18 protein-coding genes are annotated in these 19611 nt (G+C 71.6%); 10 read left to right on the forward strand and 8 right to left on the reverse strand.

What is annotated here, in order from left to right:
* The first annotated feature begins 10 nt into the window (after positions 1 to 10).
* From GON04_RS07730 to GON04_RS07740, 3 genes are read left to right on the forward strand one after another with little or no spacing between them, the layout of a single operon-like run.
* Entirely contained in the window at positions 11 to 907 is an 897-nt protein-coding gene (locus GON04_RS07730; RefSeq protein WP_157397341.1) for a patatin-like phospholipase family protein, read from the forward strand.
* Entirely contained in the window at positions 897 to 1766 is an 870-nt protein-coding gene (locus GON04_RS07735) for a patatin-like phospholipase family protein (protein ID WP_157397342.1), read from the forward strand. Before GON04_RS07730 ends, GON04_RS07735 begins: the two co-directional genes overlap by 11 nt.
* Complete coding sequence (locus GON04_RS07740) at positions 1763 to 2935, forward strand: PP2C family protein-serine/threonine phosphatase (protein ID WP_157397343.1); 1173 nt, start codon at positions 1763 to 1765, stop codon at positions 2933 to 2935. The genes GON04_RS07735 and GON04_RS07740 overlap by 4 nt, the downstream gene beginning before the upstream one ends.
* On the opposite strand, the gene GON04_RS07745 is transcribed toward GON04_RS07740, so the two are convergent.
* Both GON04_RS07745 and GON04_RS07750 read right to left on the reverse strand, forming a co-directional pair.
* Positions 2936 to 4354, reverse strand: a complete 1419-nt coding sequence (locus tag GON04_RS07745) for an ATP-binding protein (protein ID WP_198349234.1) — start codon at positions 4352 to 4354, stop codon at positions 2936 to 2938.
* 453 nt (positions 4355 to 4807) lie between these two features.
* Positions 4808 to 5500: a Crp/Fnr family transcriptional regulator gene (locus tag GON04_RS07750; protein WP_157397344.1), complete on the reverse strand. Its 693-nt coding sequence runs from the start codon at positions 5498 to 5500 to the stop codon at positions 4808 to 4810.
* Here GON04_RS07750 and GON04_RS07755 point away from each other — a divergent pair.
* The 7 genes from GON04_RS07755 (at position 5494) to GON04_RS07785 (ending at position 12911) form a co-directional block, all read left to right on the forward strand.
* A complete protein-coding gene (locus GON04_RS07755) occupies positions 5494 to 7134 on the forward strand; it encodes an adenylate/guanylate cyclase domain-containing protein (RefSeq protein WP_232532954.1) in 1641 nt (546 codons plus the stop codon). The genes GON04_RS07750 and GON04_RS07755 overlap by 7 nt on opposite strands.
* 209 nt (positions 7135 to 7343) lie before the next feature.
* Positions 7344 to 8351 (forward strand): ABC transporter substrate-binding protein, encoded by a 1008-nt coding sequence (locus GON04_RS07760; protein ID WP_157397346.1) that lies wholly within the window; start codon positions 7344 to 7346, stop codon positions 8349 to 8351.
* 336 nt (positions 8352 to 8687) lie between these two features.
* On the forward strand, positions 8688 to 9320 hold the full coding sequence (locus tag GON04_RS07765; RefSeq protein WP_157397347.1) for an RBBP9/YdeN family alpha/beta hydrolase: 633 nt from the start codon (positions 8688 to 8690) through the stop codon (positions 9318 to 9320).
* Between the two features lie 4 nt (positions 9321 to 9324).
* Positions 9325 to 10200, forward strand: coding sequence for a TauD/TfdA dioxygenase family protein (locus tag GON04_RS07770; RefSeq protein WP_157397348.1), 876 nt, complete (start codon positions 9325 to 9327; stop codon positions 10198 to 10200).
* An 8-nt stretch (positions 10201 to 10208) separates the two neighbouring features.
* Positions 10209 to 11210, forward strand: coding sequence for an ABC transporter substrate-binding protein (locus GON04_RS07775; RefSeq protein ID WP_157397349.1), 1002 nt, complete (start codon positions 10209 to 10211; stop codon positions 11208 to 11210).
* On the forward strand, positions 11191 to 12045 hold the full coding sequence (locus GON04_RS07780; protein WP_157397350.1) for an ABC transporter ATP-binding protein: 855 nt from the start codon (positions 11191 to 11193) through the stop codon (positions 12043 to 12045). The genes GON04_RS07775 and GON04_RS07780 overlap by 20 nt, the downstream gene beginning before the upstream one ends.
* Positions 12042 to 12911, forward strand: a complete 870-nt coding sequence (locus GON04_RS07785) for an ABC transporter permease (RefSeq protein ID WP_157397351.1) — start codon at positions 12042 to 12044, stop codon at positions 12909 to 12911. The genes GON04_RS07780 and GON04_RS07785 overlap by 4 nt, the downstream gene beginning before the upstream one ends.
* 18 nt (positions 12912 to 12929) lie before the next feature.
* Here the strand turns inward: GON04_RS07785 and GON04_RS07790 are convergent, their stop codons facing one another.
* From GON04_RS07790 to epsC, 6 genes are all read right to left on the reverse strand, one after another.
* Positions 12930 to 13517: an SCO family protein gene (locus GON04_RS07790; RefSeq protein WP_157397352.1), complete on the reverse strand. Its 588-nt coding sequence runs from the start codon at positions 13515 to 13517 to the stop codon at positions 12930 to 12932.
* A gap of 12 nt (positions 13518 to 13529) precedes the next feature.
* The gene (locus GON04_RS07795; protein WP_232532955.1) at positions 13530 to 15269 is read right to left on the reverse strand and encodes a multicopper oxidase family protein; all 1740 of its coding nucleotides are present in this window, start codon (positions 15267 to 15269) and stop codon (positions 13530 to 13532) included.
* 441 nt (positions 15270 to 15710) lie between these two features.
* Positions 15711 to 17027, reverse strand: a complete 1317-nt coding sequence (locus GON04_RS07800; protein ID WP_181653937.1) for a hypothetical protein — start codon at positions 17025 to 17027, stop codon at positions 15711 to 15713.
* A gap of 276 nt (positions 17028 to 17303) precedes the next feature.
* Positions 17304 to 17558, reverse strand: a complete 255-nt coding sequence (locus GON04_RS07805; protein WP_157397354.1) for a hypothetical protein — start codon at positions 17556 to 17558, stop codon at positions 17304 to 17306.
* A 116-nt stretch (positions 17559 to 17674) separates the two neighbouring features.
* Positions 17675 to 18673: an MYG1 family protein gene (locus GON04_RS07810; RefSeq protein ID WP_157397355.1), complete on the reverse strand. Its 999-nt coding sequence runs from the start codon at positions 18671 to 18673 to the stop codon at positions 17675 to 17677.
* Positions 18670 to 19581, reverse strand: a complete 912-nt coding sequence (gene epsC / locus GON04_RS07815) for a serine O-acetyltransferase EpsC (RefSeq protein WP_157397356.1) — start codon at positions 19579 to 19581, stop codon at positions 18670 to 18672. The genes GON04_RS07810 and epsC overlap by 4 nt, the downstream gene beginning before the upstream one ends.
* Positions 19582 to 19611 lie beyond the last annotated feature (30 nt).

Consider the following 19611-nt stretch of genomic DNA (forward strand, 5'->3'; position numbering starts at 1 on the left):
ACGACGCGCCATGGCTGCGACCCTTCCCGCCTTCTCACCCGTGGACGCCGCGTCGCCCAAGGTCACGCTCGTCATCGGGTCGGGCAGCGTCAAGTGCGCGGCGGCCCTGGGCGTCGCCAAGGCCATGGCGGACGCCGGCATCGGCATCGAGCGCGTCGTGGGCTGCAGCGCCGGGGCCATCTTCGGCGCCCTCATCGCCTTCGGGTTCTCCACCGATGAATCCAGGGCGATGACGATGCGCCTGTGGACGCGCGAGCTGACGGGCCAGCGCAACACGCTGGGCCTGCTGCGCGCCCTGGCGCCGCGCCTGTTCGGCTTCAAGGCGGCCGAGTTCTCGCTGCGCAACGATCGCCTCCTGCTGCAGCGGCTGGAGGCCGCGTTCGGGGACAAGCGCATCGAGGACGCGCCGATCCCGCTGCACCTGACAGCCACCGATTTCGCGACCGGCGAGCTGGTGGAACTGGCGCGCGGCTCGCTGGTCGACGGCATCCGCGCCAGCCTTGCGCTGCCGCTGGCCTTCACTCCGCACCAGCTGGACGGCCGCCTGCTGGTCGACGGCTACCTGGCCGACCCGCTGCCGGTGAGCGTGGCGATGAAGCACGGCGCGCGCGTCATCGTCGCCGTGGGCTTCGAGAACCCGTACCAGGAGCGCGTCGACAGCGCCGGGCGGTTCGCCTTCCAGCTGAGCGCAATCCTCGCGAACAACCTGCTGCGCGCCAAGCTGGCCTTCCACAGCGCGGCGCACCATTCGGAGATGATCATCATCCTGCCGGAGTTCCAGCAACGCGTGCGCCTGTTCGACACCGGCAAGCTGGCCTACATCATCGACGAAGGCGAGCAGGCCGCGCTGCAGCAGCTGCCGTACCTGCACCGACTGCTGGCCGAAGGGCAACTGCGTGCGGCCTGAGGGGCGCGAGCCGCGCGTCGCGCTGGTGATCGGCGCGGGCTCGCTCAAGTGCGCCGCCGCCTACGGCGTGGCACGCGTGCTGCAGAACCATCGGATCCCCATTGCACGCATCATCGGATGCAGCGGCGGCGCCTTCTGCGCAGCCTGGCTGGCCGCGGGCGGCGGCGACGCCCAGGCGGTCGCCGAGCGTTTCGCGCGCGGCTGGGGCGGTGCTTTCGACGAGGTCGACTACGGCGCCATCCTGGCGTCGGTGTTTCCGCGCTGGCTGGGTTTCACGCCGAAACGCGGCATCGTCAGGGACCGTGCGATCAACGCCGCGATCGCAGCGGAGTTCGGCCAGCTCCGGTTCGAGGACCTCGACACGCCGCTGCAACTGGTGGCGACCGATTTCGAGACCGGCGAACAGATCGTGATCTCCAGCGGGCGCCTGTTCGACGCCATCCGCGCCAGCATCGCGCTGCCCCTGATCCTGCCGCCCTGGCCGCAAGGCGGGCGCATGCTGGTCGACGGCGCCGTGTGCGACCCGCTGCCGGTGGACGTCGCGGTGCGCGAGGGCGCGGACATCATCGTCGCGGTCGGATTCGAGAACCCGCTGGAGCTGCAGTTCCACTCGGGCATGGGACTGGTGCGGCAGGTCACGAGCCTGATGGTCAACCAGCTGCTGCGTGCGCAGTACGCCTTCTTCAACCTCGCCCATGACGCCGAGACGGTCCTGGTGATGCCCGAATTCGACCGCCCCGTCGGCTTGGGCGACGTCCATCTCGTCCCCTGGCTCGTGGAACAGGGCGCTCTCGCGGCCGAGCGCGAGATGCCCTACCTGCGGCGGTTGCTCGAGGCGGCGCCGCTGCGTGCAGCATGAGCGACGCCGAACGCACGATGCGCATCCTGGTCGTCGACGACCTGGAGATCAACCGCGACCTGCTGGTGCGGCGCGTGTCCCGCCTGGGCCACGAAGCGCGCACGGCGGTCGACGGCGTGGCCGCACTGGAGCTCCTGGGTGCCCAGGCCTGGGACCTGGTGCTCCTGGACATCACGATGCCCGGCATGGATGGCTACGAAACGCTGCGCCGGATCAAGGCCGACCCCGCCATCGCCGATACCCCGGTCATCATGGTTTCCGCCATCGACCAGATCGACAGCGTCGTGCGCTGCCTCGAACTGGGCGCCGATGACTACCTGGTCAAGCCCTTCAATCCGGTGCTCCTGCAGGCGCGCATCGAATCGTCCCTGGCCAAGAAGCGGCTGGCCGACCACCGGCGGGCGCGGTACGACGCGCTCTCCCGCGAGCTGGCGATCGGGCGGCGCATCCAGCGCGGCTTCCTGCCGCAGGCCCTCCCGCGTCCGTCGGGCTGGGAGCTGGCGGCCTGCTGCGTCCCTGCGCGCCAGGTCTCGGGTGACTTCTACGACGTCTTCGAATTGCCGTCCGGAGCGCTGGCCCTGGTTCTGGCCGACGTGTGCGACAAGGGCGTGGGCGCGGCCCTCTACATGGCACTGTTCCGCACGCTGCTGCGCGCGATGTCCACGCACGGTGCCCCGGACGAGGCGCCTGCGGCGACGCTGGCGCGCGCGGTCGGCTTCGTCAACGACTACAGCGTGAGCGTGCACGGCCACGAGAACATGTTCTCGACCCTCTTCTTCGCGCTGCTGCGGCTCGATGACGGCAGCCTGCACTACCTGAACGCGGGGCACGAGTCGCCTCTCCTGGTGGGCAGCGCAGGGACGTCGCGGCTGGAGCCCACCGGCCCGGCCGTGGGCCTGGTGGAAGGCCAGCGCTGGGCGATCGGCACCGCGACCCTCGAACCCGGCGCCAGGTTGCTGGCCTACACGGACGGGGTGACGGAGGCCATGGGCCTGCACGGCGCCTTCGGCGAACCGGCACTCCTGGCGAGTGTCGCGGAGCCCTTCGACGCCCCCGGGGGACTCATCCGCCGCCTGCAGGAGCGGGTGGCGCAGCACGTCGGAACGCTGGAGCCGCACGATGACATCACGCTGCTGTGCGTGGCGCGCGCCGGCGCCGGTGGCCCCTGATCAGGCCCGCACGCTCGCGGTGAAGCAGCTGCCGCGGTTCGGCTCGCTTTCCACCACGACGTTGCCCCCCATCATGCGGCACAGCCGCTGGCTGATCACCAGGCCCAGGCCGGTGCCGCCGTACTTGCGGGTGGTCGACGAGTCGGCCTGCACGAAGGACTGGAACAGCCTGGCCATCTGCTCCTGCGTCATGCCGATGCCCGTGTCCTGCACGTCGAAGACCACCCGCTCGCCGTCCGGCAACGCCTCGCGCCGAACGCGCAACGTGATCGTTCCGTCGCTGGTGAACTTGGCCGCATTCGACAGCAGGTTGAGAAGGGCCTGGCGCAACCGCGTCGCGTCGACGCGCAGCTCCCCGGGGTTGTCGGGCAGCTCGACGACGAGACGGTTGCGATTGGCCGCCACCAGCGGCTGCGCGGTGGCGCACACCTGGTGGACGATCTGGCCGAGGTCGTACTGCTCGACGCTCAACTCCATGCGCCCTGCCTCGATCTTCGAGAGGTCCAGGACGTCATTGATCAGGGCCAGCAGGTGCTCGCCGGCGCCCTTGATCTTGCCCAGGTCGTCCAGGACCGCTGGCGATGCACGCTCTTCCGCCAGTTCCTCTTCCAGGATCTCGCTGTAGCCGATCACGGCGTTCAGCGGCGTGCGCAGTTCGTGGCTCATGTTGGCCAGGAACTGCGATTTGGCCGCGTTGGCGGCCTCGGCTTCCTCCTTGGCGCGCGCCAGCTGTTCGGCGTGTTCCTGCACCTGCTTGACGGACTCGCGGGCCAGGCGAACGGCTGCCGTGGTGCGCTCGCGCAGCTGTTCGGCGCTGCGTCCGCACAGCAGGAGGTACAACGAGGAGAGATAGAGCAGCAGGAGCTGGGCGACGGCTGCCGGCCAGTCGACGGCGGTGCCATCGACGAACCGCTGGTAGAGGACCATGGCGAGGTAGAAGGCCGGGGCCAGGTGCGTGAACGCGGCGGCGCGGCGGAAGCTGACGAAGCTCTGGTCCGCCACGCGCAAGGCGAGCAGGAAGAAGAGCCAGCTCCGGTAGCCGCCGGACACGTAGACGGCGGCGGTCCACAGGAGCAGGTCGCATGTGAGGAACACCAGGCCGAGGTCGAACGCCTTGACCCGGTCGTAGGCGTGGACCAGGACACGCCAGGACAGGAGGCAGTACAGCTCGACGACGACGATGTAGGCCACCGTGGCGTTCCAGGAGCCGACGTCGGGCCGCGCTGCGTTGTGGCCAAGCAGCACCAGGAGCAGCAGCTGGAAGCCGAGGGCCCGCACCATCGGGTGCACGGCCACGTTGAAGTGGCGCCGGCGTTGCGTCCTGTAGAGCGCAGCCTCCTGCGGGTCGATCCGGATCTGCTGCTCCAGCAGAACGGACGGGCCGGCGGAGCGGTTGCGCCACTGGCTCAGACTAACCACGGCGCACCTCCGGTCCGCTCGTGTTGTCGTGCATCCACCGCGCTGTCGGGACCTGGCTGGCCATCGTTCACCTCCGCGTCGAACCCTATGCTAGCCCAGCAGCCCCCAGGAAGGTGGGGTGGCGTCCGGGATGGGTGGCGAGGGCAGCGGACGTCGGGGCCGGCCAGGCGCCTCGAGCCGTTCATGGCCAGGCACGGGCTTACCACAAGGCCGGCCCGTGCAAGGACACAGGGCGCGTGGAGAAACCTGTGGAGAACCGACTGGCAACCGTGCGCAATCGAGCAACGGCGCGGCCTGCAACGGATTGCTGAATTTTTGGGCAGCGCGGCCCGAGGCCGGCGATTTCCAGGGCCGGCGTGGCTGGGATGACACGCCGGGGACCGGCCACGCCGCAGCACCCAGACCCGCATCGCGGGCCATGCGCCCGCGGACCGGGCGGTTCCCTGAGCGACCTCAGGGCACCAGCGAGCGCAGGCGCTGCAGGTCGATCACCAGCAGCGCCGAGCCGTCCTTGGCCAACACGCCCTGCTTGACCAGCGCCGACAGTTCGCGCGTCACCTGCTCGCGATAGGTGCTGACCAGGCTCGCCAGGTCGGCGTGCCGCGGCGCCGGGTCGATGCGCGCCGTGTTCCCCTCGGTACCGGCGGCGAGCGACAACCGCAGCAGTTCGGCGCAGAGCCGCTGCTGCACGCTCTGGGTACTGAGATCCAGGACCCGGCCGGTGAGGCGCCGCACCAGGTCGGTCAGGCGCAACAGCACGCGCTCGTTGACCATCCACTCGTCGCGCAACAAGGCGCGGAACGCTGCCGGCGGCAGTGAAGCGATGACGGCGGACGTCAGGGCGACCACGTCGACGGATCGCGGCAGGCCGTCCAGTGCGGACACTTCGCCATAGGAGGTGCCGGCCTGCAGGTCCCGGAAGCTGGTCTCGCGCCCGCCTTCGGAGTAGCTGGTCACGCGGACGGTTCCGCTGACGATCATGTGCAGGTCGCGGTCCGCCGCGTCCCGCGCCACGAGCGGTTGGCCCGCCTCATAATGCCGCCAGTCGCACTGCTGGCTGATGGCATCGAGCCGGCTGACCGGCAGATCCTGCAGCAGGTCGATGGTTCTCAGTCCCAGGCTGGATGGCTGGATCGTTCTTGGCATCGCCTCAATCGCAATTCGTTTCCGCTCGCGGGCTGCGCCTCGCGTCCGGCATCGTCCTCTTCACCTATGTCGCCACCCACCTGCTGAACCACGCGGCAGGCCTGGTGTCGCTGGCCGCGGCGGAAGCGGGACGCGAGTGGTTCCTCGCCGCCTGGCGCAGCCTGCCGGGAACCGTCTTGTTCTATGGCGCGCTGGCGGTCCACATCGTACTGGCATTGACCGCCCTGCTCGCCCGCCGCACCCTGCGCGTGCCGCCACTCGAGGCCGGGCGGATCGTGCTCGGACTGTGCGTGCCCGTCCTGCTGGCGGCGCACTTCGTCGGCACGCGGCTGGCCCATGAGTGGTTCGGCCTGCAGGACGACTACGCGCGGGTGGTCGGCATCCTCTGGGAAGGCCCCAACAGCATCCGGCAGATGATCCTGATGGCCATGGCCTGGCTGCACGGCTGCCTCGGTGTTCACTTCGTCCTGCGCCATCGTCCGGCCTATCGCAACAACCTGCACTTCGCCTTCGCGGCGGCGCTGCTGCTGCCCGTGCTGGCCGCACTGGGTTTCCTGGCGATGGCGCGCGAGCTGGAGCACCTTCCACCCGTCCACGGGCGCGGCCCGGTCGACGCAGTCGTGTATTCCCGGCTATCGGCTGCCGTGGACATGCTGGCCGGTGGATACGTGGCGGCGCTGGTGCTGGTGCTGGGCGCCCGGGGGTGGCGCGCGTGGCGCGACAAGCGCGCGGGCCTGACCATCACGCTGGCCTACCCCGGCCGCAGGATTTCGGTCCCGCGTGGGTGGTCGGTGCTGGAGGCCAGCCGTGCGCACGGCATCCCCCACCTGTCCCTGTGCGGCGGACGCGCACGCTGTTCGACCTGCCGCGTGCGTGTCGCCGGCCAGGCGACCAGCTGTCCCCCGCCGGGTGCCGCGGAACGACACACCCTGGACCGCATCGGCGCCGCCGCCGACGTCCGCCTGGCGTGCCAGTTACGGCCCACCGGCGATCTTGCCGTCACGCCCCTGCTGCGCGCCGACGGCCATCCGCGCGTCATGCAGGAGGCGGGCACCGAACGCGAACTGGCGATCCTGTTCGTCGACCTGCGCCGGTGGACCACGCTGTCGGAGCAGCACCTGCCGCACGACCTGGCCTACGTGCTGGACCGGTTCTTTGCCATCGTGGGCGATGGCGTGCGCTCCGCCGGCGGCCTGCCCAACCAGTTCATCGGCGACAGCGTGATGGCCATCTTCGGGCTGGACACCGATCTCCCCACCGCCTGCCGCCAGGCCCTGCGGGGCGCCCAGGCCATCGAGGCCGGTCTGGCGGCCGGCAACGAGCGCCTGCACCGCGACTTCGGACAGCGGCTGGAATTCGGCATCGGCATCCACGCGGGGCGGGCGGCCGTCGGCGAGGTGGGCTGGCAGGCGACCCGCACGTTCACCGCCGTCGGCGACGCGGTCAACACCGCCGCGCGCCTGCAGGAGTTGTGCAAGGCCTTCGAGGTGCGGCTCGTGGTGTCGGAGGTCGTCCTGGACGCGGCCGGTGTCGACCCGGGCGGACTCGCACGGCAAGCGTTGTCGATCCGCGGTCGCCAGCAGGAGCTCGGCGTGTATCCCATCGGCTCGCCGGCCACGTTGACGCTGCGCTGAGCTCGCTTCGGCGCTCGTGTGCGTTCACGCACCTGCAGCGGCGGCGCGCGTCCCTCCACGCCGGACGGCCGCTACCCGTCGTCGCCAGGCAAACAACCCCATCATCCGAGCGGGGCCTCGGATGATTTCGTTCTGAGCTTCCGCCGAATGTCTATTTCCGCTGCGGCGACCGCGTCCGTACAGTGCGACGCTTTGTCGGAAGACCTCGCATGCAAGCCCCTCGCCTCGCCTCCCGCGCCGCCGCCCTGCTGCTGGCCGCCGCCCTCGTCCCCGTCGCCCACGCCGAGGGACAACTGCGCATCGCCGAGCAGTTCGGCATCGTCTACCTGCTGCTGAACGTGGTGCAGGACCAGAAGCTGGTCGAGAAGCACGCCAAGGCCGCCGGCATCGACGTGAAGGTCGACTACATCAAGCTGTCCGGCGGATCGGCCGTGAACGACGCGCTGCTGGGCGGCAACATCGACATCGCGGGCGCCGGCGTCGGGCCTCTTCTGACGATCTGGGACCGCACCCTGGGCAGGCAGAACGTGCGCGGCGTGGCCTCGCTGGGCAACTTCCCCTACTACCTCGTGAGCAACAACCCGGCGGTCAGGACCATCGCCGACCTCACCGACCAGGACCGCATCGCGCTGCCGGCGGTCGGCGTCTCGGTGCAGTCGCGGGTGCTGCAGTTCGCGTCGGCGAAGCTGTGGGGCGACGCCCAGTACAACAAGCTGGACAAGCTGCAGGTCGCCCTGCCCCACCCCGAGGCGTTGGCGGCCATCGTCAAGGGCGGCACCGAGATCACCGGCCACTTCGGCAACCCGCCGTTCCAGGAGCAGGAGCTGGCCGCCAACCCGCGCGCGCGCATCGTGCTGAACTCCTACGACGTGCTGGGCGGACCGGCCTCGGCCACCGTGCTGTACGCGACCGAGAAGTTCCGCACCGACAACCCGAAGACCTACAAGGCCTTCGTCGATGCGCTGCAGGAGGCCGCGCAGTGGACGACGGCCAACCCGGAGAAGGCGGCCGACACCTACCTGCGGGTGACCGGCGCGAAGACCGACCGCGACCTGCTGGTGAAGATCATCCGCAGCCCGGAGGTGCAGTTCAAGGCGACGCCGCAGAACACCTTCGGCCTGGCCAGCTTCCTGCACCGCGTCGGCGCCATCCGCAACAGGCCGTCCAGCGTGCGCGACTACTTCTTCCCCGATGCGCACCTCGCCGGCGGCAGCTGATGACACGCCGACCCGGACCGAGTCCGGGTGGCGACCCTGAAGCCGTCTGCGGAACACGGCCACACCTGGACCCCGGTCGGGAGGTGGATTGCGGGTCAAGCCCGCAATGACGGGGTTGGGGAATCGCTCACCAGCCCTTGGCGCTCCTCGTCGTCATGCCGGGCTCGACCCGGCATCCATCTCCGGTGCGCGGATCGCGCCGGACCGGGACGCGGGTCAAGCCCGCATCGACGACGTTCATTTCCCTTCAGCCACGAATCGGCATGAGCACATGCCCATAAGTTAGCGACGAAATGTTCGTTGGTGCGCGGGCCCTCGCTGCCGAGAATGCGGCGCATGCAAGCCAGCACCTCTACGCCATGGACCCCGCAGCGGTCGCATGCCATCGCCGGCCACTGGACGCCACCCGATGCGGCACACGCGACCCCACTGATCGTGCCGGGCTGGCGCGATTCGGGGCCGGGGCACTGGCAGACACTGTGGGCCGAGCGCCTGCCCGGTGCGCAGCGCGTGGTGCAGGACGACTGGCTGCATCCCGCGCGCGACGCCTGGGTGGCGACGCTGGCCGCCGCGGTCCTGCGCGCCCCGGCGCCGGTGGTGCTGGTGGCGCACAGCCTCGGCTGCATCGCGGCGGCGCACCTGCCGCCTGCGGCCGCGGCGCGCGTGCATGCAGCCCTGCTCGTGGCGCCGGCGGACCCCGAGCGCCGCGCCGTCCTCGACAGCTTCGCGCCGGTCCCCAGCGGTCGGCTCCCCTACCGCAGCATCGTCGTGGCCAGCAGCAACGATCCCTACTGCCCGGTGCGCCTGGCCGGCGCCTATGCGCGGTCGTGGGGCAGCGAGTTCGTGCGCCTGCCCGACGCGGGGCACATCAACGTCGAGTCGGGGCACGGCGACTGGCCGCTCGGCCTGGCCCTGCTGCAGTCGCTCCTTCCCGTCGCCTCCGTTCCCCTCCACCACATCGCGATCTGAACCCATGGCATCCGCAACCGCAACGCTCCAGCGCCTGGAGATCCGCCCCCTGAGCAACGCGCTCGGCGCCGAGGTGCTGGGGCTGGACCTCACCCGGCCCTTGCCCGACGAGGACTTCCGCCGCATCCACCGCGCGCACCTCGACCACCACGTGCTTGTCTTCCGCGACCAGCGCATCACGCCGGCGCAGCAGATCGCCTTCAGCCGCCGCTTCGGCCCGCTGCAGATCCACGTGCTGCGAGACTTCCAGCTGCCGGGGCATTCCGAGGTGCTGGTGGTGTCCAACATCCGGGAAAACGGCCGCCCGATCGGCCTGGGCGATGCCGGCGTGTTCTGGCATTCCGACCTGTCGTACAAGGACAAGCCCAGCCTCGGCTCGCTGCTGCACGCACAGGAGCTGCCGGCCGAGGGCGGCGACACGCTGTTCGCCAACCAGCATGCCGCCTGGGAGGCGCTGCCGCAGGCGCTGCGCGACCTCGTCGAGCCGCTGACGGCCGAACACACCTACGTGGCCCGCTACGAGGAACTGCGCGCGCGCAGCCCGTGGCGCCCCGCGCTGACGCAGCAGCAGCTCGACGAGGTACGGCCGGTGATCCACCCGGTGGTGCGCACCCACCCGGAGACGGGCCGCAAGGCACTGTTCGTCAGCGAGCACTTCACCACCCGCATCGTCGGCCTGCCCGAGGACGAGAGCCGCGCGGTGCTCGACGAGCTGTTCGCGCTGAGCGTGCGTCCGGCCTTCGTCTTGCGCCACCAGTGGCAGGAGCACGACATGGTGTTCTGGGACAACCGCTCGGTCGTCCACCTGGCGGCCGGCACGCCCGACCACCTGCGCCGCAAGCTCCACCGAACCACCATCGAGGGCGACCGCCCGTTCTGAGGACCCCCATGCCATTCCAGACCACCTTGCGCCGCCTGGCGCTGGCCGCCGCATTGCTCGCCGGCGCCGCCGCCCACGCCGAGGGCCGCATCAGCATCGCGCAGCAGTTCGGCATCGGCTACCTGATCCTGGACGTCGTGCAGGACCAGAAACTGATCGAGAAGCACGGCAGGGCCCAGGGCCTGGACATCCAGGTGGAGTGGAGCCAGATCTCCGGCGCCACCGCCATGAACGAGGCGCTGCTGGCCGGCTCGCTGGACGTGGTGTCGGCCGGCGTGCCGCCCATGCTGACCCTGTGGGACCGCACGCGCGGCCGCCAGAACGTCAAGGCCGTGGCGGCGCTGGGCTCGCTGCCCAATTACCTGATCACCAACAACCCCAAGGTGCGCACGCTGAAGGACCTGGGCGAGAAGGACCGCATCGCGGTGCCGGCCGCCGGCACCGGCTTCCAGTCGCGCACGCTGCAGATCGAGACCGCCCGCGTGTTCGGCAGGGACGACTTCAAGCGCTTCGACACCATCTCGGTGAGCCTGCCGCACCCCGAGGCCACCGCGGCGCTGGTGGCCGGCGGCTCGGAGATCAACACCCACTTCTCGAGCGCACCGTTCTACTACCAGGCGCTGGAGAACCCCAGGGTGCACAAGGTGCTCAGCTCGTACGACATCCTCGGCGGGCCGGCCACCTTCAACGTGCTGTACACGACGCAGAAGTTCCACGACGAGAACCCGAAGACCTACAAGGCGTTCTACGCGGCGCTGCTGGAGGCCGCCCAGGTCATCCGCGCCGACCGGCAGAAGGCGGCCGACGTCTTCATCCGCGTGCAGAAGTCCAGGCTGTCGCGCGAGCTGGTGCGGCGGATCATCGAGGACCCGGAGAACGACTTCACCGCCTCGCCGCACCGCACCTTCGTCTACGCCGACGAGCTGCACAAGCTGGGCGTCCTGAAGAACCGCGCCGGCTCCTGGAAGGATTACTTCTTCGAGGAAGCCCATGCCCAGCCGGGGAGCTGAGACCGTGGCCACCGTCACGCCCCTGCACCCGCCGCGCGAGGCGGCCCCGCTGCTCGAGGTCGACGGCGTCAGCCTCGAGTACCGCACGCCCGACCGCCTGGTGCGGGCCACCCACCAGGTGAGCTTCGAGGTGCACCGGGCCGAGCGCTTCGTGCTGCTGGGCGCTTCGGGCTGCGGCAAGTCCACCCTGCTCAAGGCCATCGGCGGCTTCCTGTCGCCGGTGGAAGGCGAGATCCGGCTGGACGGGCGCCCGGTCCGCGGCCCCGGTCCCGACCGGCTGGTCGTGTTCCAGGAGTTCGACCAGCTGCCGCCGTGGAAGACCGTGCGCGACAACGTCGCCTTCCCGCTCGTCGCCTCGGGCACCGCGGCCCGGCGCGAAGCCCGCGAGCGCGCCGCGCACTGGCTCGACAAGGTGGGGCTGGCGCGCTTCGCCGACGCCTACCCGCACCAGCTGTCGGGCGGCATGAAGCAGCGGGTGGCCATCGCCCGCGCCCTGGCGATGCAGCCGCGCGTGCTGCTGATGGACGAGCCCTTCGCCGCGCTCGACGCGCTGACGCGCCGGCGCATGCAGGAAGAACTGCTCGCGCTGTGGGACGAGGTGCGGTTCACGCTGGTGTTCGTCACCCACGGCATCGAGGAGGCACTGGTGGTCGGCAGCCGCATCGGCGTGCTGTCGCCGCACCCCGGGCGGATGCGCGCCGAGATCAACAGCCACGAATTCGGCCTGGCCAGCGAGGGCGCCGCCTTCCAGGCCGCCATCCGCCGCGTGCACGGGCTGCTGTTCGACCAGGCCATCGAACCGGTCCCGGCCGACGCCGCACGGAGGACGGCATGAGCGCTTTAAACCCGCCGATCCGGCCCGAATACGAAATTGCCGTGGCGGCATTGCCCGAGCGCGCGGCCGCGCGTCCGCTGCCCTGGCGCACCCGCCTGTGGCAGCAACCCGGGCTGCGGCGCGGGCTGATCCTGGTGCTGCTGGCCCTGGCCTGGGAGGTGCTGGCGCGCTGGCAGGCCAACGACCTGCTGCTGCCCACCTTCCTGCAGACGGCACGCGCACTCGGCGAAGGCCTCGCCAGCGGCGAGCTGGTGGAGAAGGCCCGCATCAGCCTGCTGGTGCTGCTGCAGGGCTACCTGGCCGGCGTGCTCGCGGCCTTCGTGCTCACGGCCCTGGCCGTGTCGAGCCAGGTCGGGCGCGACCTGCTGGCGACGCTCACCGCCATGTTCAACCCGCTGCCCGCGATCGCGCTGCTGCCGCTGGCGCTGCTGTGGTTCGGTCTCGGGCGTGGCAGCCTGGTGTTCGTGCTGGTGCACTCGGTGCTGTGGCCGCTGGCGCTCAACACCTATGCCGGCTTCCAGGGCGTGCCCGAGACGCTGCGCATGGCCGGCCGCAACTACGGCCTGCGCGGGCTGCGCTACGTGCTGCAGATCCTGGTGCCGGCGGCGCTGCCGGCCATCGTGTCGGGCCTGAAGATCGGCTGGGCCTTCGCCTGGCGCACGCTGATCGCCGCCGAGCTGGTGTTCGGCGCGTCCTCGGGCAAGGGCGGCCTGGGCTGGTACATCTTCCAGAACCGCAACGAGCTGTTCACCGACCGCGTCTTCGCCGGGCTGGCGCTGGTGATCGTGATCGGCCTGGCCGTCGAGGGCGTGGTGTTCCAGACGCTGGAGCGCGTGACGGTGCGGCGCTGGGGCATGCAGCGCTGAGGGCCGCGGGTGCCGGCGTCAGAGCCGCTGCACGGCGCCCAGGATGCGCTGCGGCGTGCTGGCGGCCGGCACCATCAGCCAGCGGTTGCGCGCGTCGTTGCCGGCCCGCACCATGCCGGTGTGGGTGCGCAGGTCGCCGTCCAGCGCCGGGTCGGAATCGAAGAAGCCCAGCGCCCGGCGCAGCACGTCCATGTCCTGCGGCTTGCCCGTGAGGTAGGTCCAGCCTGCCCCGATGCCGTAGCGTTGCATGTAGTCGCGCAGCGCCCGCGGGTCGTCGAACTGCGGCTGCAGCGTCATCGAATACATGAACAGGTCGCGGCCCAGCCGCGGCGCCAGCGCCTGCTGCACCTGCAGCAGGTTGGCCGTGCTGATCGGGCAGATGCCGGTGCACACCGTGTACATCATGTTGAAGACGACGGTGCGGCCGCGCACCAGGTCGTCGTAGAAGCGCACCGCGCGGCCCTCGTGCGTGACCACCGGCAGGTTGGGGAAACGGGCGGGCGGAGGCGCCGCCGCGGCGCCACCTGCGGCAGCCGGCAGGGCGCCGGCCACCACGCGCTTGAACCAGTCCCGCCGCTCCCGGGGTTGCGCCTGTTCGGTCTGCATGGTGCCTCCTGGTCAGCGCTTGACATCGAACCGGACCATCATGTCGTGGTCCTCGTGGATCAGGTTGTGGCAGTGCATCACGTACCGCCCCTCGAAGTCGCGGAACCGCAGGTACACGCGCACGTCCTCGCCGGGGTTGAGCACGAACACGTCCTTGCGGCCCTGTTCGTGCGGCGGCGGCGGCTTGCCGTTGCGGCTGAGGATGCGGCCCTCCTCCATGTGGATGTGCACCGGGTGGTGCCAGCTGCCCTTGCCGCGCAGCCGCCAGATCTCGGCGGTGCCGGCCTTGACGATGGCGGCCGGCCGGGTGTCGTCGAAGATCTTCCCGTTGACGGTCCAGACGTCGTTCTCGCGGTCGAACTCCCAGGTGCGTTCGCGCACCACCTCCGACTGCGGGATCTCGGGCAGGTCGCGCAGCCGGTCGGGCACCTGGCTCGCATCGGCCACCGGCGGATCGGCGTCGATGTCGAAACGCAGGATCTGCGTGCCGGCGGCGCGCAGCAGGCCATCGCTGCCGCGCACGTTGACCGCCGCGCCTTCCGGGCCGCGCCCGTCGGTCTGGATGAGGCGGTTCACCAGGTACAGCCTGGTGCCGATCGGCCAGGCCGAGAAGTCCACCACGATGTCGCCCCGCTCGGCCGGTGCCAGCGCCAGCTTGCGCTGGTTGCGCAGCGGCGCCGGCAGCAGGTTGCCGTCGTTGGCGATGTGGGCGAAGCCCTGGTTGGCCCCGTCCGCGCTGCACAGGTAGAACTCGTAGAAGCGCGTCACGCTGGCGTTGAGCAGGCGCAGCCGGTACTTGCGCCGCTCGACCCGGTGGAACGGGTAGGCCTTGCCGTTGACGCAGAACAGGTTGCCCAGGTGGCCGTCGTTGTCGAACTGGTCGAACTGCAGGTAGCCGCTGGCGTCGATGCGCGGATCGTTCACCAGCAGCGGGATGTCGTAGCGGTTCACCCCGCTGGGCAGGCGCAGCGCGGCAGGGGACGGATCAGCCTCGTTGCCGGAATCGACCGCGTCGTACAGCAGGTAGAAGCCCGCCAGGCCGCGGTAGACGTTGGGCGCGGTGAAGAACAGGCAGTGGTCGTGGTACCAGAGCGTGCCCAGTGATTCGCGCGGGTCGCCGTCGGTCGCGCTGTAGCGCGCGTCCTCCTCCCCGGCATAGCAGTGGGGGTAGTGGTGGTCGCGGAACTGGCCGGGCGGCGCGCCCGCCAGGCGCGGGTAGAAGTCGCCCGGGTAGCCGTCGCTGGCCGAGGCCGAATGCAGGTTGTGCAGGTGGGTGGAGATCTGCGGCGAACCGGGGCCGTTGGCGTCGGGCAGCAGGTTGTTGCGGATGCGCACCGTGGTCGGCACGCCGTAGCGCTCGACGAAGGTCGGGCCCGGGAACACCCGGTCGTAGCCCCAGATCGTCTGCGTCGGCAGTTCCGGGTGGAACGAGTGCTGGCCGGCCCCCACGTCCAGTTCGTAGACCTTCTGCGGCAGGTGGCGGGCCCACTTCTGGTGCCCTTCGCGCTCGGCCTCTCCCAGCACGGCCAGCTCGCCGGGCGGCGGCGACAGCGCGGCCGCGGGCTGCTTGACCAGCAGCATCGGCAGCGCGGTGACGAAGGGCGTGACGCGGCGCGGCCGCGGCGGGTCCTTGGCCTGTGCGGGCGAGGTCGCCTGGGTCGCCGTGAGCGCGGCGGCGGTGGCCGCCAGGCCGGCCTGCAGGGAGCGGCGGCGGGCCGGATCGGTGGGGGACGAAGGATGGCTGCTCGGCATGGTCGCTGGTGGGTCGTGGTGGGCGGGCGCGGCGTGCCGCGAGGGCGTGGCCATCCGCGCGGCCTGCGTTCAGGCCGCCAGCGGGTGTCGGGGTGGTCGCGTGGCCGGCGCGGCGCCGCGAGGCGCTGCGGCCGGGCTCACGCCGGTGCGGGCCGGTGGAGCGAGGGAGCCGTCAACATCGGTCGCGCGGGTGCGCGGGCACGCGGGGGTGATCGGCTTTCACGCGGGTGGCTCCGTGGTGCGGAGGGAGTGGATGACCCCATTCGACGGCCGGCCTGGGCACCCGGCAATCCTCAGAAAACAGGAGCGCGGCACCGCCTGCGCGCCCGCCCCGCGGACCGCGCCCGCCCTTGGTCAGGCCCTGGTCAGGCCGTGGTCAGGGATGAGTGGCTGGGCTACGTCACCGATTGCAAGGTTGGCAACCGCGACCCCCGCTTGGGCTCAGGGGCTGGCCGTCGGACGCAACAGCACCAGCGTGCCGCCGTCGGCCATTGCGAGCACGCTGCCGTCATCGGACACGGCCAGCACCGACTGCAGCACGCCCGGCGACGTGCCCGTCAGCCGGTCGTTCAGGTCCACCATGCCGGTCGCCTCGGTCCACACGAAGGCGTGCGGCACGCCGGTGGCCGTGGCCGCGTTGCCGCCGACCAGCCCGCTGGCGTTGATCGCCGAGGCGGCGGAGGTGCGGCCCCCCAGCGTGCCCAGGGCCCGCATGGCACCGTCGCGCCAGAGGAAGGCGGCCGTGGAGCCATCGGCGGCGTCGGCCGTGCCCACCACCGAGCCGGCGGCGTTCATGGCGTTCGCGCTCGAGGTCGGCCCGCCCAGGGTTCCCAGGTCCAGGATCCCGCTGGCCTCGCTCCAGAGGAAGGCGCGCTCGCGGCCGTCGGCGGTCGTGGCCTGGCCCGCCACCTGGCCGGCATCGTTGAGCGCGGCCGGCTGCGACTCGGTGCCCCCGAGCGTGCCCACGTCGAGCACGACCGCACTGCCGGGCCCCCAGAAGGCCGCGTGGTTGCCGGCGATGCCCAGCGCCACTCCGGCGACGGCGCCGGCCGTGTTGATGAAGCGGCCCTGGCTGCTGCCCGGCGGCGACGGCTCGAGCGGCGCCAGCGCCTGTGCCAGCCCGCCGCCCGCCCAGCGGATCGCGCTGCCGGGCAGGTTGCGCCGGCTGCTCTCCGTGCCGGCCGCCACGCCGGCGGTGTTGATCGACACCGCGTCCGACGACACGTCGGGCGAGGTGTCGAGGACCAGCGGCGGCTGTTGCGTGCCCGCTTGCCAGCGGAAGGCGCGGGTGAAGTCGCCCGCCTCGAAATGGCCGACGACCTGGCCGGCCTCGTTGACGCTGACCGCGCTGGCCGCGCCGCCATCGAGCTCATGCACCGTCGTGCCGTCGAAGTAGCGGGCGCGCGGGCCCAGCGCCGTGAGGCCGGTGAAGGCCAGCTGGCCGTTGCGGTTGAGACTGCGCGGGCCAGCCTGGCCGGTGGCATCGCTGAAGACGACGGTCCAGGTGGCCTGCTGCACCGCCGGCCCCGCGGGAGGCGTCGCGCCGGAGCCCGCCGGCGGCGTGGCCGGGGTGGTGGGCGTGGTCGGCGACGACGGTGAGCTCGGCGTGGTCGTGGTCGTAGGCGTCGCGGGGCTGCTCACCGGCGGGCCGCCGGCGGCCGCGCCGGCATCGCCGCCGGCCGTGGTGGCCACCGTGCCGTCACCGCCTCCGCCGCCACCGCAGTCGGCCACCAGCAACGCCAGCGGCAGGACGAGCATGGGCCAGCGGGATGGCCGCCGACGCGCGGCGCGACAGGATTGGGCTGCGACCATGGTGTCCCCCACTCGCCTGCCGGACTGCCACCCGGGCCGCGCAGGCGACGGCCCAGGACCGGGATCGCGCCGCCGGTACCACCGTCACGCACGAGGACACTTCATTCTGGTGCGACCGCTTGGCCGTTTCCACCACGCGGCAGTAACGGCCCTCGCGGCGCTGTGACCAGCCGAGGCTGTGCCAGCGCCGGGCGCCTCGCGGCGACCCGGCCGGACCGGTGCCTAGTGCTGCGTGGCAGCGGCTGCGTCCGCCGTCCAGCCCCGGGCCGGCAATCCCAGCCTGCGGCGCAGCGCGTCCTGGTACTCCCAGTCGGCCGCGCAATCGGGATCGCAGAACAGGCCCTGGCCGATGGCATCGTTGCCGCAGTGGTGGCAGCTGCCCATCGGCTGCAGCACACGCTGGCGGGTCTGGGCGGCCAGCGCCTGCGCCAGGTAGCGCTGCTCGGAATCGAATGCGAGGTCGGCGACGTCTGCCATGGAGGGCTCCTGATCGTGTCGGTGGCCCATTGTTCGAAGCGGGCGCCGCCCCCGGTGTTCCGCCTGGCAAGTTCTGCTGTAGGACGGCTGCGAGGCGCCTCGACGGCGCCGTGGTGTCAGCGTGTAGGCGCGCCGGGCTCGCCCGTGTCACCGGCGGCGCCGTCCAGTGCCAGCTGCGCCAGCCGCAGCGCGCCCTCGCGGCTGCGCGCCCCGGCGATGAACAGGTTCAGGTGGCAGAACACCGCGTCGGCCACCCCGGTCACGTCGACGAGCTCCTGGTCGCGCAGGCCGGCCCAGGCCCGCGGCAGGTCGATGCGCGAGGCGAACGTGCCCTCGGCGGCCGGCACGGTGCGGATCTGGTACTGGGGCCGGCCAGACTCGGGGTAGACGACCAGCTGCACCTGCGGCATCTCGCGGACCACGACGCGGGTCCAGGGCATGCCGCCGTCGGCCAGCAGCAGCACCCGGCCATCGAACAGGCGCTCGGCCCGCCGCACGCTGTCGGCGGCCAGCACCTGGCCGATCGCGCGCAGGACGAAGCGTTCGAGCGACCGGCCCAGGAACGCCATGGCCTGGCGGAACCGCTCCAGCTGCAGGGCAGCCAGCGCGTCGGCGCCCAGGCCCTGCTCCTCCAGCCAGGTGGTGTTCAGCAGCGCGACCTGGCTGGAGATGCCGAAGATGCCGGGCGCGACGTCGGCGGCGCCGGTGTCCACCAGGTCGAGGTAGCGCACCAGGGCAGCATCGACGTCGGCCGCGATGGCGGCGACGGTGCCGGCCTCCAGCTCGCGCCCCAGGGCCCGCGCGGCCTGCGCCACGTAGGTGCTGCCGAACTCGCGCCAGACCAGCCCGGCGCCGGCGTAGCCCTCGGCCGGCACGGTGCGGCCATCGGCCTCGAGCCGGGTGCGGGCGCCGTCGAACCCGCGCTGGTGGTGGTCGAAGCGGCCGCGCGCCGGGTCCCACTCGCCGCCGACGTCGACGGCGAAGTCGGCCGCCGCGAGGGCGCCGGCGTCGCGCGTGCGCACGATGGCGTGGTCGGGGAAGACGGCCGCGAGCACGGCCACGCCGAACACGTCGTCGGCATGGAACGAGCCGCTGTGGGTGGCGATGCGCTTCAACCGACCCCGTGCCCTTCGCTGCTGCGCGCTTGCGACAGGCTGCCGCCGGCCGGCACGTCGTGCGTCACCCAGACGTTGCCGCCGATCACGGCGCCCTTGCCGATGGTGACGCGGCCGAGCACGGTGGCGCCGGCGTAGATGACGACGTCGTCCTCCACCACCGGATGGCGCGGCAGGCCCTTGGTGAGCTGGCCGTCCTCGCCGACCGGGAAGCGCTTGGCGCCCAGCGTGACGTTCTGGTACAGCCGCACCCGCTCGCCGATGATGGCCGTCTCGCCGATCACGACGCCGGTGCCGTGGTCGATGAAGAAGCCCGGGCCGATGGTGGCGCCCGGGTGGATGTCGATGCCGGTGCGCCCGTGCGCGATCTCGGCCACGATGCGCGCCAGCAGCGGCAGCCCCAGCTGGTACAGCTGGTGCGCCAGGCGGTGGTGGATCAGGGCGTGCACGCCGGGGTAGCACAGCAGCACCTCGTCGACGCTGCGCGCCGCCGGGTCGCCGTGCCAGGCGGCCAGCACATCGGTGTCGAGCACGCGGCGGATGGCCGGCAGGGCCTTGGCGAACGTGCCCAGCAGCGTGGTGGCCCGCGCCTCCAGCACCTCCTGCGCGGCCGGCATGTCGCGCGCCGCATGGCGCAGCTCCAGCCGCACCTGCACCAGCAGCGACTGCAGGGCCGCGCCGATGGTGTGGCCGACGTAGAAGTCCTCGGTGTCCTGGCGCAGCTCGGGCGGACCCAGCCGCATGGGGAACAGCGCACCCTTGAGGTCGTCGACCAGTGCCTCCACGGCCTGCGGCGACGGCAGCTCGCGCCCGCGCGTCTCGCCGCCGCGGTTGCGGGCGGTGCGCCATTCGTCACGGGCGGCGTGCAGGCCACGCACGATCTCGGCAACGTCGTAGGGGGAAGTCATGGCGGTGCGAAAGGATGGATCGCGGGGATC

The sequence above is a fragment of the Ramlibacter pinisoli genome (assembly GCF_009758015.1).
In the GTDB taxonomy this organism is placed as follows: Bacteria; Pseudomonadota; Gammaproteobacteria; order Burkholderiales; family Burkholderiaceae_C; genus Ramlibacter; species Ramlibacter pinisoli.

Coding starts and splice junctions, on each gene's coding strand:
- GON04_RS07800 (WP_181653937.1), bottom strand. CDS start 17,027: ATGCTCGTCCTGCCGCTGGCGTTGCTGGTGGCCGACTGCGGTGGCGGC.
- GON04_RS07770 (WP_157397348.1), top strand. CDS start 9,325: ATGGCATCCGCAACCGCAACGCTCCAGCGCCTGGAGATCCGCCCCCTG.
- GON04_RS07760 (WP_157397346.1), top strand. CDS start 7,344: ATGCAAGCCCCTCGCCTCGCCTCCCGCGCCGCCGCCCTGCTGCTGGCC.
- GON04_RS07750 (WP_157397344.1), bottom strand. CDS start 5,500: ATGCCAAGAACGATCCAGCCATCCAGCCTGGGACTGAGAACCATCGAC.
- GON04_RS07805 (WP_157397354.1), bottom strand. CDS start 17,558: ATGGCAGACGTCGCCGACCTCGCATTCGATTCCGAGCAGCGCTACCTG.
- GON04_RS07795 (WP_232532955.1), bottom strand. CDS start 15,269: ATGCCGAGCAGCCATCCTTCGTCCCCCACCGATCCGGCCCGCCGCCGC.
- GON04_RS07765 (WP_157397347.1), top strand. CDS start 8,688: ATGCAAGCCAGCACCTCTACGCCATGGACCCCGCAGCGGTCGCATGCC.
- GON04_RS07775 (WP_157397349.1), top strand. CDS start 10,209: ATGCCATTCCAGACCACCTTGCGCCGCCTGGCGCTGGCCGCCGCATTG.
- GON04_RS07730 (WP_157397341.1), top strand. CDS start 11: ATGGCTGCGACCCTTCCCGCCTTCTCACCCGTGGACGCCGCGTCGCCC.
- GON04_RS07740 (WP_157397343.1), top strand. CDS start 1,763: ATGAGCGACGCCGAACGCACGATGCGCATCCTGGTCGTCGACGACCTG.
- epsC (WP_157397356.1), bottom strand. CDS start 19,581: ATGACTTCCCCCTACGACGTTGCCGAGATCGTGCGTGGCCTGCACGCC.
- GON04_RS07785 (WP_157397351.1), top strand. CDS start 12,042: ATGAGCGCTTTAAACCCGCCGATCCGGCCCGAATACGAAATTGCCGTG.
- GON04_RS07790 (WP_157397352.1), bottom strand. CDS start 13,517: ATGCAGACCGAACAGGCGCAACCCCGGGAGCGGCGGGACTGGTTCAAG.
- GON04_RS07780 (WP_157397350.1), top strand. CDS start 11,191: ATGCCCAGCCGGGGAGCTGAGACCGTGGCCACCGTCACGCCCCTGCAC.